This is a genomic window from Actinomadura sp. NBRC 104412 (genome assembly GCF_030269515.1).
In the GTDB taxonomy this organism is placed as follows: domain Bacteria; phylum Actinomycetota; class Actinomycetes; order Streptosporangiales; family Streptosporangiaceae; genus Spirillospora.
The window spans coordinates 120,271-132,907 of sequence record NZ_BSTM01000016.1 but is presented as its reverse complement, the minus strand read 5'-3'; the positions used below and the strand labels follow the sequence as shown (position 1 = coordinate 132,907).

The following is a 12,637-nucleotide window of genomic DNA, read 5'->3' as shown; positions in this document are numbered from 1 at the left end:
GCTCAGCGCCGCAGGACGCCGAAGACGATGTTGACCAGGACGATCCCCACCCAGGCGATGAGGAGCCCCGCCAGCCCGGCGGTGCCCACCCCGATGGCGCTGAGCGGGATGGCCGTCACCAGGGAGACGATGGCCAGGGCGAGGGTGCCGTCGCCGTGGCCCTTGGCCGGCGGCTCGCCGGCGCGGTCGCGCCTGGACCGGCGCGGCGCGGCGTTCTGCCGCGCCGCCAGGGTCTCCTCGATCCGGTCCACCAGGCTCTCGATGAAGGCGTCGTCATAGTCGGGCCCCAGCTCGCGCCGGGCCGCCAGCGCGGCGGCGAGGTCGTCGCGGGGCAGACCTGGAGTCGTCATCCTTCGTTTATAGGCAGTGGCCACGCGGATGGCGTCCCTCCTGGGAAGGAGAACAGCCGTACGCCCCAGGGACGAGGACCGGGAACAACGCCGGAGATGCGACGATGATCCGTGACCGGTGGCCCTGGCCGCGAAGGTCGGTACATGAAGGCGCACGCAGACAGGAAGGCGCACGCGGAGATGAAGGCGCTCGCGTACGAGAAGGCGCACGTATGACCGCTGAGGGCACCGGGGGGCTCGCGGAGCACGGGTTCGCGGGGTTCGCCTCGCCCGCCGACGTCGTCCGCGGACTCGCCGAGATCGGCTACCTGGCGGACGAGGCCATCGCGACCACGGTGTTCCTGGCCCAGGCGCTCGGCAAGCCGCTGCTGGTGGAGGGCCCGGCGGGGGTCGGCAAGACCGAGCTCGCCAAGGCCGTCGCCGCCGCCACCGGGGCCGAGCTGATCAGGTTGCAGTGCTACGAGGGCCTGGACGAGGCCCGCGCGCTGTACGAGTTCAACTACAAGAAGCAGCTGCTGGCGATCCAGGCGGCCCCCGGCGACCAGGGCTGGCAGCGCACCCACGACGACATCTTCTCCGAGGAGTTCCTGCTGGAACGGCCGCTGCTGGCGGCGATCCGGCGCACCGGCCCGACCGTGCTGCTGATCGACGAGGCGGACAAGGCCGACGTCGAGGTGGAGGGGCTGCTGCTGGAGGTGCTGTCGGACTTCCAGGTGACCATCCCCGAGCTGGGCACGGTCAGCGCGACCCGCCGCCCGTTCGTGGTGATCACCTCCAACGCGGCGCGGGAGCTGTCGGAGGCGCTCAAGCGCCGCTGCCTCTACCTGTACCTGACCTATCCCGAGCCGGAACGGGAACGGGAGATCGTGCTGTCGCAGGTGCCGGGGATCGAGGCGGCGCTGGCCGAGCAGCTCGTGCGCACGGTCGGCACGCTGCGCGAGCTGGAGGTCAAGAAGGCCCCGTCGATCGCCGAGACGGTGGACTGGGCCCGTACCCTGCTCGCCCTGGGCCTGGACGAGCTGGACGAGGACGCGGTCGCGCGCACGCTGGGCGTGGTCCTCAAGCACGCCTCCGACCAGGAGCGCGCCGTGAAGGAACTGGGGCTGCGGGGCTGATCGTGGGGGAGGACGGGGCACGGCGGGGGGACGGGGCGCGCCGGTCGCTGGTGGACCGGCACACGGGCTTCGTGGCGGCGCTGCGGGAGGCGGGGCTGCCGGTGTCGGTCGCCGAAGGGCTGGACGCGGTCCGCGCGATGCGGGTGATCGACCTGGTGGACCGGGAGGGGCTGCGCGCCGCGTACGCGGCGACGCTGGTCAAGCGGCCCGCGCACCGCGCCACCTTCGACACGCTCTTCGACCTGTGGTTCCCGGCCGCGCTCGGGGACGGCGCCGCGCACGCGGCCGACCCCGCCGCGCGCCGTCCGCCCGCCCGCGAGCCGGGCGGGCGCCCCGTGCCGCCGCCGCTGGACCCGGAGGTGCAGGCGCGCCGACGCGAGCTGTTCCGGTTGCTGCTGTCCGGGGACGACGCGGGGCTGCACCAGTTCGCCCGGACGGCCGTGGCCGAGTACGGGCGGACGCCGGGACAGGAGTCGTGGTTCTCCTCCGGCGTGCTGCGCGCCATGTCGCCCGAGACGCTGATGGCGGGGCTGTTGAACGCCGTCCTGAACGGGGAGCAGCGGGGCGGGCTCGCCGAACGGGTGGCGCGGCGGACCTTCCGGTCGCGCATCACCGCGTTCGAGGAGATGGTCGCCACCGAGGTGCGCCGCCGCATCGCCGAGGACACCGGGGTCGAGCGGACCGCCCGCATGGCCGTGCGCCCCCCGCTGGAACGGCTCGACTTCGGCCGTGCCGCGCGGGCCGACCTCGCCGCGATGCGCCGCGAGGTCTACCCGCTGGCACGGCGGCTGGCGACCCGGCTCCAGCAGAGGCAGCGCGCCGGTGACCGCGGACGGCTCGACTTCCGGCGGACGGTGCGGGCGTCCCTGGCGACCGGCGGCGTCCCCCTGGTCACCCGGCACCGGCCGCGCCGTCCGCACCGTCCCGAGCTGGTGATCCTGTGCGACGCCAGCGACTCGGTGTCGGCGTTCGCGCACTTCACGCTGCTGCTGACGTTCGCGCTGAGGGAGCAGTTCAGCAAGGTGCGGGCGTTCGCGTTCATCGACGCCACCGACGAGATCACCCGGTTCTTCGCGCCCGGCGTGGACGTGGTGGACGCGATGACCCGGCTGGCGCGGGAGGCCGACCTGGTGTGGATCACCGGGCGCAGCAACTACGGCCACGCGATCAAAATGTTCGAGGAGCGGTACGGCGACGCGGTCACGCCCCGGGCCTCGCTGCTGGTCCTGGGCGACGCCCGGTCCAACTACGGCGAGCTGTCGCTGCCCATCCTGCGCGACATCGCGGGCCGGGCGCGGCACGCGTACTGGCTCAACCCCGAGCCGCGTTCCCAGTGGGACACCGGCGACTCGGCCGCCTCCCGGTACGGGGAGATCATCCCGATGTACGAGTGCCGCAACCTGGTCCAGCTCACCGAGTTCATCGAGGAGCTGGCGTGAGGACCTGGGCCGCCCGCGCGGGCTCGCGGACGACGAAGGCGAAGACCGTCCCGAGCGCGGTGAAGGCCGTGCAGACCAGGATCGCGATGTTGGCGCCGTGGGCGAACGCGTCGGCGGGGGAGGCGTGCGCGTTGCCCGTGCCGGTCACGATGGCGCCGACCAGGGCCACGCCCAGCGCGGCGCCGATGTAGCGGGCGGTGTTCCCGGCCCCCGAGCCGAGGCCGGCGCGGTCGGGCGGGACGCTCTCCACGGCCAGCCGCGCCAGCATCGAGTTGCCGAGCCCGCTGCCCACGCCCGCCACGATCAGCCCCGGGAGGAGCCGCCACCAGCCCCCGCCGGGCCCGAGGCCCAGCATCGCGGCCTGGCCCACCGCGCTCAGCGCGAGCGCGACGGCCAGCAGCCGTCCGGCGCCGAACCGCGCGGGCAGCCGCCGCGCCTGGATCGCCACGACGAACGACAGCCCCGACCAGATGGCCAGCAGCAGCGCGGAGTGAAGCGCGTCCATCCCCAGCACCACGCCCAGGATGTTGGGCAGGTAGCTCATCATCCCGACGGTCCCCAGCCCGGTGAGCAGCGACCCGACCACCGACAGGAGGAAACCGGGCCGCCGGAACAGGGCGAGGTCGAGCATGGGCTCCCGGGTCCGCGCCTCGACCGTCACGAACGCGGCCAGCAGCACCACACTCGCCGCCAGCAGCCCCAGGGTCGCGGGATGGGTCCAGCCCGTCCGGCCCCAGGTGATCGCGGCGAGCAGCGCGGCGCCGCCGAGGCTCATCGTGAGCACCCCCGGCAGGTCGAGGCGGTGACGGCGCGCGGCCCGCGACTCCGGAAGGAGCCGGGCGGCGGGCACGGCCAGCGCCAGGGACGCGGCGACGGCGACCCAGTACCAGAGCCGCCATCCGACGAGCTCGCCCAGCCCGGCCGCCGCGATCGGGCCGAGCGCGATGCCCAGCCCGAGCATCGCCCCCCACACGCCGGTGGCGTGCGACAGCCGGGGGCCAGGGGGGAAGGTGGCGCCGATGATGCCGAGACCGGCCGCGATCAGCGCCGCGCTCGCCGCGCCCTGCACGATCCGCCCGGCGACGAAGACCGTCGCGTCCGGCGCCACGGCGCAGACGGCGCTGGAGACCGCCAGCAGCACCGCGCCTCCGGTGAACACCCGGCGGCGGCCGTGGCCGTCGGCGAGGCTCCCCGCGGCGATCAGCGCCGCGGCCAGGCCGAGGCTGATCGAGCTCATCACCCAGATCTGCGCGATCGGGCCTGCCCGCAGACCGGCGGCGGTGTCCGACAGGGTCGCCAGCGGCGCGGTGTAGTTCATCAGGGCCAGCAGGGTGGCGGCTCCGGGGAGGATCAGCGCCGGTGAGGCACCGGCGGTCCGGGGGGCTGCCGATGAGGTCATGCGGGTCTCCGTCTTCCGGACAGGGGAGGCTTCCGAGCAGGGCAAGTTCAATGAACGAACCAGAACCCGGCCAACTCTAGCATGGGCGGTTCGTTCACCGAACCTCGGATGGGTAGGGTGGGCGCATGGCACTCGGCAAGGACTATGTGAAGCAGGACTGCTCGCTCGCCCGCGCGCTGGAGGTCGTGGGCGAACGGTGGACGCTGCTGATCGTCCGGGACGCCCTTTTCGGTGTGCGCAGGTTCGGGCACTTCCTGGCCCATCTGGAGATCCCCCGCGCGGTGCTGTCGGCCAGGCTCCAGTCGCTGGTGGAGGCCGGCGTCCTGGAGAAGGACGGCCAGGACTACGTCCTCACCGCCGTCGGCCGCGAGCTGTGGCCCGCGATCCACATGCTGTCCCGCTGGGGCGAGCGCAACTACTCCGGCCGCGGCCCGTGCCGGCTGTTCTTCCACGTCCCCTGCGAGACGCGGATCGGGGCGGACGGCGTCTGCCCGGCCTGCGCGATCCCGGCCCCGCTGGAGGAACTGGAGGTGCGCCCCGGCCCCGGGCTGAACCCCGAAAGGGACGACCCGATCAGCGTCGCGCTGCGGCGCCCGCACCGGATGCTCGCTCCGTTCGGCGGCTGACGGGCCGTCACGACGCGCTAACCTGCACGTCGATGGACGATGTCGATGGACGGTGATGCCACCGAGGCGCTCGGCGGCCCTGGCCGCCGCGGCCCCCTCGGCCCCTTACGGCGCCTGATCGACGGCCGGCCGGGCGACTCCAGGACGCGCATCGCCCGCCGCGCCAGGCTCCTGGTCACCGCCGCCACCGGGCTGGCCAACGTCGGCGGCGCGCTGGTGGTCCTGCTGTTCACGATCATGGTGCCCGACCCCGGCACCGGGATCTCCGAGCGCGTCCGCTCCATCAACTACCTGGTCTTCACCGCGTACGTGATCGCGGCGGCCCCGGTCGGGCTGCTGATGGGCGAGCGGTTCTTCCGGCGGGTGCGGCGGCCGGCCGAACGGCACGGCGCCCCCGACCGGCGGGAGCGCTCCCTGCTGCTGTACGGGCCGCTGCGGCTGATGTCGCTGCACCTGACCCTGTGGGGGATCGGCACGGTCGGCTGGGTGCTGATCAACCTGCCGTTCTCGGTGCTCCAGGCGGTCAAGGTCGGCCTCACCAGCCTGCTCGGCGGGCTGACCACGTGCACCGTCGTCTACCTGCTCACCGAGCGGCTGCTGCGGCGCGCCCTCACCACCGCGCTGGCCGCCGAGATGCCGCGCCGCACCGGGCTGCCCGGCGTGGTGGCCCGCTCCGTGCTGGCCTGGGCGCTGGGCACCGCCGTCCCCATCCTCGGCCTGATCGTGCTGGCCATCGGCTCCTTCGTGATCGCCGAGGTGACCGTGCGCGACTTCGCGGTGGCCGTGCTGCTGCTCGGCTCCACCGCCCTGCTGGTCGGCTTCGGCGTCACCTACTTCGCCGCCCGCGCCATCGCCGACCCCGTCGAGTCGGTACGGCTCGGGCTGGCCAGGATCGAGCGCGGCGACCTGGACGCGCAGGTGCCCGTCTACGACGCCAGCGAGGTGGGGCTGCTCCAGGCCGGGTTCAACCACATGGCCGCGGGGCTGCGCGAGCACGCCCGCCTCCAGGACCTGTTCGGACGCCAGGTCGGCGAGGACGTGGCCAGGGTCGCTTTGGAACGCGGCATCGACCTGGGCGGCGAGCTGCGCGAGGTCTCGGTGCTGTTCGTCGACATCATCGCCTCCACCCGGCTCGCCTCCGACCGTCCGCCCACCGAGGTGGTCAGGCTGCTCAACGACTTCTTCGCCGTCGTGGTGGAGACCGTCGGCGAGCACGGCGGCTGGATCAACAAGTTCGAGGGCGACGCCGCCCTCGCGATCTTCGGCGCCCCGCTGGACCTGGACGGCTCCGCCGCGCGGGCCCTGGCCGCCGCCCGCGCCCTGGCCGAACGCCTGCCGCGGGACGTCCCGTCCCTGCGCGCCGCGATCGGCGTGTCCGCGGGCGAGGCCGTCGCCGGGCACATCGGCGCCGAGGAACGCTTCGAGTACACCGTGATCGGCGACCCGGTGAACGAGGCCGCCCGCCTCACCGACCTCGCCAAGGCCACCGAGGCGCGGGTGCTGGCCGCCGGGTCGCTGGTGGAACGGGCCGCCCGGGAGGGGGCGGAGGGCGCGGAGGAGGCCCGGCACTGGCGCCTGGACGGCGAGGTCACGGTCCGCGGCCGCACCGAGCCGACCCGGCTCGCCGTCCCCGTGGAGCCCCGAGAGCCCTAGCGCGCGGTCAGCCCAGGCGGATCGCGCGCAGGCCGTCGGCCTGCGCGCGGTCGAGGAGGGTGACCGTGGCGGCCGGCGGGACGGCGCCCTCGCGGGCGCGCCGCACCAGGGGTCCCCACCGGCGGACGTGCCGGGCGAACGTCACCGTGGTCACCACCCGGCCACGGGCGACCTGCCCCGCCAGGGCGGTGCCGGGATCCACGTCGATCAGGACGAGGTGCACCTGGGAGCCGTGCCTGCGCGCCATCCACGCGAACAGATGCAGGATGTGCGGCCAGGTGCCACGGGTGTGGGCGACCACGCCGTCACCGCGCAGGACGGCGCGCGCGATCCAGCACACATGCGTCGCGTTCACCAGGGGCACCCGTGCGCGGGCCGGAACCGGCCGCAGCATCCGCGCCCAGCGGTTGCGGGCCTGCCGCGAGTCGATCACCCACCCGCCGTCGATGCGGACGGGCCCGCACTCGTCACCGCGCAGCCGGTAGAGCCGTTCCAGAAGCGTGCTCTTGCCCGCGCCGGGCAGCCCCGCCACCAGCACGAGGGACCCGGCCGGATAGCGCAGCTCGGCGCCCGTCGCACCCGCCCCCTGTTCGGATTCCGCCTTCTTGAGCTCGCGGATTATTCCTCTCCCGGTGTAGCACCCCCGTGGACACTGCCGGTCGGAAGAACGAACACCCGCCGCCAGTGGTTCCTGGGGCGCTCACCAGCCGCGCGAGCGCCATTCCGGCAGCGAGGGGCGCTCGCGGCCGAGCGTGGAGTCCTTGCCGTGGCCGGGATAGAACCAGGTGGCGTCGGGAAGGCGGTCGAAGACCCGCTCCTCGACGTCCGACAGCAACTGCTTGAACCGTACGGGATCGCCCCAGGTGTTGCCGACCCCGCCGGGGAACAGGCTGTCCCCGGTGAACAGGTGCGGGCGCTCGGCCAGCTCGCCGCCGGCGTCGTACAGCAGGGCGATCGAGCCGGGCGTGTGGCCGCGCAGGTGGATCGCCTCCAGCGTCGCCTCGCCGACGCGGACCGTGCCGCCGTGCTCCACCGGCTCGGTCACCGGCTCCGGCAGCGCCTCAGCGTCGAACGGGTGCGCCACCACGGCGGCGCCGGTCGCCCGGACCACCTCGCTCAGCGCCTCCCAGTGGTCCTGGTGCCGGTGGGTGGTGACCACACGGGCGAGCGGGCCGTCCCCGACCAGCTCCAGCAGCCGGGACGCCTCGTTGGCCGCGTCGATCAGCACCTGCTCCCCGGTGGCGGTGCAGCGCAGCAGGTAGGCGTTGTTGTCGTACGGTCCCACCGCGAGCTTGGTGACGGTGAGCCCGGGCAGCTCCCGGCGGTCGGGAGCGCCTCCGACCTCGACGTTTCCCGTGTAGCCCATGTGCGCCTCCGCGGTAGCGGCAGTGATCTCAAGGGACCATCTTCCCCCATCGGCCCCACCCCGTGAACGCGGGGCGCCCGGGAGAACCCCGACCGGGAATGCGTCAGCGGACTCATCTCAACCGTGTCGTGCGGGACGGAAGTTCCGGGCGTCCGGTCCCACCATCGAAGTGCGACGGCACGAAAGATGTGGAGGGCGCCTTGGTCACGACTTCCCGTTCCGGTGCTCCGCGCCGCGGTCCCGACCGCGGGCCGGGCACCGGAGCACCCGAGGACCTGCTCGGGCACGCCTGCGCGGTGCTCCGGCTGTGCGGGCAGGACGCGGCGATCGCCGCGGTGCTGCTGTTCCTGGTGGCGATGGGGACGGTGACGCAGCTCGCCTACGCCGGCCGGCCGTCCCTGCTCGCCCAGATCCCACTGGTGGCGGTCACCGGCGCGTTCGCGATGTCGGCCTCGCTGGCGGTGCGGTCCCGCCGCACCCTGGTGTCGGCACTGGGCTCGGTACGGGCGGCTACGGGAGCGCCGCTCGACCCGTCGGTGCCGTGGACGCCGTTCGGCCTGGCCGCGTCCCTGGACACGGGCCTGCGGGACGCCGAGCTGCGCAGGCTGCTGGGCGCCGCGCACCGCTGCGCCGACCTGGCCTGGCAGGCGGTCGTGTGGGGGGTTGTCACGGCCGTGCTGTTCGCGCTGTGGTCGCTGGTGATGGCGGCGGCCGGTCCGGGCGGGTGAGCCGGGCACGATCGGAAGGCGGGCGGGGGCAGAATGACCCCCATGAGCCACCCGATCTGCGTCACCTGTGGCGTCCAGTACGCCGAAGCCAGACCGGACTGCCCCATCTGCGACGACGAGCGCCAGTACGTCGGCTGGGGCGGGCAGCGCTGGACCACGCTGGCCGACCTGCGCGCCGCCGGGCACCGTGGCAGGGTCGAGGAGGAGGGGCCGGGGATCGTCGGGATCGGTGCCGAGCCCAAGACCGCCATAGGCCAGCGGGCCCTGCTGGTGCGCACCCCCGAGGGCAACATCCTCTGGGACATGATCACCCACCTCGACGACGACCTGGTGCGCCAGGTGCGCGACCTGGGCGGCGTCGCCTCGATCGCGATCAGCCACCCGCACTTCTACGGCACGATGATCGAATGGTCGCGGGCCTTCGACGCGCCGGTCTTCATCCACGAGGCCGACCGGCGGTGGGTCGCCCGTCCCGACGACGCGGTGACCTTCTGGACGGGCGACACCCTGGAGATCGCCGACGGGCTCACGCTCATCAACGCGGGCGTCCACTTCGCCGGCGGCCAGGTCCTGCACTGGCGGGACGGCGAGGACGGGCGGGGCGCGCTGCTGTCGGGCGACATCCTCCAGGTGGTCATGGACCGCGACTGGGTGAGCTTCATGTACAGCTACCCCAACCTCATCCCGGAGCGGCCCCGCGTCGTGCGCCGGGCGCTGCGCCTGCTGGAGCCGTACCCGTTCGCCCGCGTCTACGGGGCGTTCTGGGGTCGGGTCGTCCAGGCCGACGGCAAGCAGGCCGTGCGCCGCTCCGCCGATCGCTACCTCGACCACGCCCTGGACGACGGGCCGGCCTGACGCTCCGGGTGGCGGTAGATCTTCGAACACGTGTACGGTTTCCGGTGGGCCCGCCACTCCCGGGACACGAGTGACGTGTGATCACCTGGGAAATGCGGTGGCGGGCGCCGCTGTTACATCCACGTTGGAGATCCAGGGACACAGATCCAGGGACGCGGGAGCGGGGGCCGCGGGGACGACCGGAACTGTCCGACCCTCCGGCTAGCCTGTGACCGCGCCGGCATCATCGCCGCGCCCATGAAGAGGAACCGGAACGACGCCGTGCATGACCGACTCATCGTGCGTGGAGCACGCGAGCACAACCTGAAGGACGTCTCGCTCGACCTGCCGCGGGACTCCATGATCGTGTTCACCGGGCTGTCCGGTTCCGGCAAGTCCAGCCTGGCCTTCGACACGATCTTCGCCGAGGGCCAGCGCCGGTACGTGGAGTCGCTGTCGGCCTACGCCCGCCAGTTCCTGGGCCAGATGGACAAGCCGGACGTCGACTTCATCGAGGGCCTGTCCCCGGCGGTGTCCATCGATCAGAAGTCCACCAGCAAGAACCCCCGCTCGACGGTCGGCACCATCACCGAGGTCTACGATTACCTGCGGTTGCTGTACGCCAGGATCGGTCACCCGCACTGTCCCGAGTGCGGCCGCCCGATCAGCCGGCAGGCCCCGCAGCAGATCGTCGACCGGGTGCTGGAGCTGGAGGAGGGCACCAGGTTCCAGGTGCTGGCGCCGGTGATCCGCGGCCGCAAGGGCGAGTACCTGGAGCTGTTCCGGGAGCTCCAGTCCAAGGGCTACTCGCGGGCGCTGGTCGACGGGCAGATGATCAGGCTGGACGAGCCGCCCCGGCTGAAGAAGCAGGAGAAGCACGACATCTCCGTGGTGGTCGACCGGCTCGCGGTCAAGGAGTCGGCGCGGCAGCGGCTGGCCGACTCGGTGGAGACCGCGCTGGGCCTGTCCGGCGGCACCATCGTGCTCGACTTCGTCGACCTGCCCGAAGACGACGAGCACCGCACCCGCATGTTCTCCGAGCACCTCTACTGCCCCTACGACGACCTGTCGTTCGAGGAGCTGGAGCCCCGTTCGTTCTCGTTCAACTCGCCCTACGGCGCCTGCCCGGAGTGCACCGGCCTGGGCACCCGCATGGAGGTCGACCCCGAGCTGGTCGTCCCCGACCCGACCCTCACGCTGGGCGAGGGCGCGATCTCCCCGTGGTCCAACGGGCATGTGAGCGAGTACTTCCTGCGGCTGCTGTCGGCGCTGGGCGACGCCATGGGCTTCGACCTCAACACCCCGTGGGAGAAGCTGCCCGCCAAGGCGCGCAAGGCGATCCTCAACGGCCACCACACCCAGGTGCACGTCCAGTACAAGAACCGGTACGGCCGCACCCGCTCCTACTACACCGCCTACGAGGGCGTGATCCCCTACATCCAGAGGCGGCACGCCGAGTCCGAGAGCGACTCCACCCGGGAGAAGTTCGAGGGCTACATGCGGGAGATCCCCTGCCCCGCCTGCGGCGGCGCGCGGCTCAAGCCGGTGATCCTGGCGGTCACCATGGGCGGCCGGTCCATCGCCGACGTGGCGGCCATGCCGATCGGCGAGTGCGCCAAGTTCCTGCTGTCCCTGGAGCTGAACGAGCGGGAGCGGCAGATCGCCGAACGGGTGCTCAAGGAGATCAACGCGCGCCTCGGGTTCCTGCTGGACGTCGGCCTCGACTACCTGACCCTCGACCGCGCGTCCGCCACGCTGGCCGGCGGCGAGGCACAGCGCATCCGGCTGGCCACCCAGATCGGCTCCGGCCTGGTCGGCGTCCTGTACGTGCTGGACGAGCCGTCCATCGGCCTGCACCAGCGCGACAACCACCGGCTGCTGGACACGCTGCTGCGGCTGCGCGACATGGGCAACACCCTCATCGTCGTCGAGCACGACGAGGACACCATCCGCGCCTCCGACTGGGTGGTCGACATCGGCCCGCGCGCGGGCGAGCACGGCGGCGAGATCGTGGTGTCGGGCACCGTCGACGACCTGGTCGCGTCGGAGCGGTCGCTGACCGGCGCGTACCTGTCGGGCCGCCGGGAGATCCCGGTGCCGCGGATCCGGCGTCCCCGGCAGAAGGGCCGCGAGGTCTCCGTCAAGGGCGCCCGGCAGAACAACCTGCGCGACGTCGACGTGACGTTCCCGCTCGGCGTGTTCACCGCCGTCACGGGCGTGTCGGGTTCGGGCAAGTCCACCCTGGTCAACGACATCCTCTACAACTCGCTGGCCAAGCAGTTGCACGGGGCCCGCACCGTGCCGGGGAAGCACCGCCGGGTCACCGGCATCGACCTGCTCGACAAGGTGGTGCACGTCGACCAGTCCCCGATCGGCCGCACGCCCCGGTCCAACCCGGCCACCTACACCGGCGTGTTCGACCACATCCGCAAGCTGTTCGCGCAGACCACCGAGGCCAAGGTGCGCGGCTACCAGCCGGGCCGGTTCTCCTTCAACGTCAAGGGCGGCCGCTGCGAGAACTGCTCGGGCGACGGCACCATCAAGATCGAGATGAACTTCCTGCCGGACGTCTACGTCCCCTGCGAGGTCTGCCACGGCGCCCGCTACAACCGGGAGACGCTGGAGGTCCACTACAAGGGCAAGACGATCTCCGAGGTGCTGGACATGCCGATCGAGGAGGCCACCGCCTTCTTCGAGCCGATCAGCGCCATCCACCGGCATCTGAAGACCCTCAACGACGTGGGGCTGGGCTACGTCCGGCTGGGGCAGCCCGCGCCGACCCTGTCGGGCGGCGAGGCCCAGCGCGTCAAGCTGGCCTCCGAGTTGCAGCGCCGCTCCACCGGCCGCACCATCTACGTGCTGGACGAGCCGACCACCGGCCTGCACTTCGAGGACATCCGCAAGCTGCTGGACGTGCTGAACGGCCTGGTCGACAAGGGCAACACGGTGATCGTCATCGAGCACAACCTGGATGTCATCAAGACCGCCGACTGGATCGTCGACATGGGCCCGGAGGGCGGTTCCCGGGGCGGCACCGTGGTCGCCACCGGCACCCCGGAGGACGTGGCGGCGGTCGAGGCCAGCCACACCGGCCAGTACCTCGCCAAGATCCTGGGCACCTGAGCGT

The 12,637-nt window shown here is 72.7% G+C and carries 11 protein-coding genes; 7 read left to right on the top strand and 4 right to left on the bottom strand.

All coding sequences use genetic code 11. The features are described 5' to 3' along the window. Positions 1-2: 2 nt before the first annotated feature. Entirely contained in the window at positions 3-350 is a 348-nt protein-coding gene (locus QSK21_RS20995; protein WP_285698204.1) for a hypothetical protein, read from the bottom strand. A gap of 212 nt (positions 351-562) precedes the next feature. Here QSK21_RS20995 and QSK21_RS20990 point away from each other — a divergent pair, with 212 nt between their 5' ends. Continuing rightward, positions 563-1,465: an AAA family ATPase gene (locus QSK21_RS20990; RefSeq protein WP_285698203.1), complete on the top strand. Its 903-nt coding sequence runs from the start codon at positions 563-565 to the stop codon at positions 1,463-1,465. 2 nt (positions 1,466-1,467) lie between these two features. After that, a complete protein-coding gene (locus tag QSK21_RS20985) occupies positions 1,468-2,904 on the top strand; it encodes a vWA domain-containing protein (RefSeq protein WP_285698202.1) in 1,437 nt (478 codons plus the stop codon). On the opposite strand, the gene QSK21_RS20980 is transcribed toward QSK21_RS20985, so the two are convergent. After that, positions 2,885-4,303, bottom strand: coding sequence for an MFS transporter (locus QSK21_RS20980; RefSeq protein WP_285698201.1), 1,419 nt, complete (start codon positions 4,301-4,303; stop codon positions 2,885-2,887). The two genes, QSK21_RS20985 and QSK21_RS20980, sit on opposite strands and share 20 nt — an antisense overlap. A 125-nt stretch (positions 4,304-4,428) precedes the next feature. On the opposite strand from QSK21_RS20980, the gene QSK21_RS20975 reads away from it, so the two are divergent. Continuing rightward, the gene (locus QSK21_RS20975) at positions 4,429-4,929 is read left to right on the top strand and encodes a winged helix-turn-helix transcriptional regulator (protein ID WP_285698200.1); all 501 of its coding nucleotides are present in this window, start codon (positions 4,429-4,431) and stop codon (positions 4,927-4,929) included. A 45-nt stretch (positions 4,930-4,974) separates the two neighbouring features. Continuing rightward, positions 4,975-6,582: an adenylate/guanylate cyclase domain-containing protein gene (locus QSK21_RS20970; protein WP_285698199.1), complete on the top strand. Its 1,608-nt coding sequence runs from the start codon at positions 4,975-4,977 to the stop codon at positions 6,580-6,582. A 7-nt stretch (positions 6,583-6,589) separates the two neighbouring features. Here QSK21_RS20970 and QSK21_RS20965 read toward each other — a convergent pair whose 3' ends face one another. Both QSK21_RS20965 and QSK21_RS20960 read right to left on the bottom strand, forming a co-directional pair. Continuing rightward, complete coding sequence (locus QSK21_RS20965; RefSeq protein ID WP_285698198.1) at positions 6,590-7,120, bottom strand: AAA family ATPase; 531 nt, start codon at positions 7,118-7,120, stop codon at positions 6,590-6,592. A 162-nt stretch (positions 7,121-7,282) separates the two neighbouring features. Continuing rightward, positions 7,283-7,948 carry an MBL fold metallo-hydrolase gene (locus QSK21_RS20960; protein WP_285698197.1) on the bottom strand — a complete coding sequence of 222 codons (666 nt, stop codon included), beginning with the start codon at positions 7,946-7,948 and terminating at the stop codon, positions 7,283-7,285. Between the two features lie 200 nt (positions 7,949-8,148). Here QSK21_RS20960 and QSK21_RS20955 point away from each other — a divergent pair, with 200 nt between their 5' ends. The 3 genes from QSK21_RS20955 (at position 8,149) to uvrA (ending at position 12,633) form a co-directional block, all read left to right on the top strand. Beyond that, positions 8,149-8,676, top strand: coding sequence for a hypothetical protein (locus QSK21_RS20955; RefSeq protein ID WP_285698196.1), 528 nt, complete (start codon positions 8,149-8,151; stop codon positions 8,674-8,676). A gap of 42 nt (positions 8,677-8,718) precedes the next feature. Further along, a complete protein-coding gene (locus tag QSK21_RS20950) occupies positions 8,719-9,531 on the top strand; it encodes an MBL fold metallo-hydrolase (protein WP_285698195.1) in 813 nt (270 codons plus the stop codon). Between the two features lie 261 nt (positions 9,532-9,792). Continuing rightward, positions 9,793-12,633, top strand: a complete 2,841-nt coding sequence (uvrA, locus tag QSK21_RS20945) for an excinuclease ABC subunit UvrA (RefSeq protein ID WP_285698194.1) — start codon at positions 9,793-9,795, stop codon at positions 12,631-12,633. Positions 12,634-12,637: the final 4 nt, after the last annotated feature.

Excerpts from the sequence above, each read along its gene's own strand:
- QSK21_RS20995 (WP_285698204.1), bottom strand. The coding sequence starts at position 350 with ATGACGACTCCAGGTCTGCCCCGCGACGACCTCGCCGCCGCGCTGGCG.
- QSK21_RS20990 (WP_285698203.1), top strand. The coding sequence starts at position 563 with ATGACCGCTGAGGGCACCGGGGGGCTCGCGGAGCACGGGTTCGCGGGG.
- QSK21_RS20980 (WP_285698201.1), bottom strand. The coding sequence starts at position 4,303 with ATGACCTCATCGGCAGCCCCCCGGACCGCCGGTGCCTCACCGGCGCTG.
- QSK21_RS20975 (WP_285698200.1), top strand. The coding sequence starts at position 4,429 with ATGGCACTCGGCAAGGACTATGTGAAGCAGGACTGCTCGCTCGCCCGC.
- QSK21_RS20970 (WP_285698199.1), top strand. The coding sequence starts at position 4,975 with ATGGACGGTGATGCCACCGAGGCGCTCGGCGGCCCTGGCCGCCGCGGC.
- QSK21_RS20960 (WP_285698197.1), bottom strand. The coding sequence starts at position 7,948 with ATGGGCTACACGGGAAACGTCGAGGTCGGAGGCGCTCCCGACCGCCGG.
- QSK21_RS20950 (WP_285698195.1), top strand. The coding sequence starts at position 8,719 with ATGAGCCACCCGATCTGCGTCACCTGTGGCGTCCAGTACGCCGAAGCC.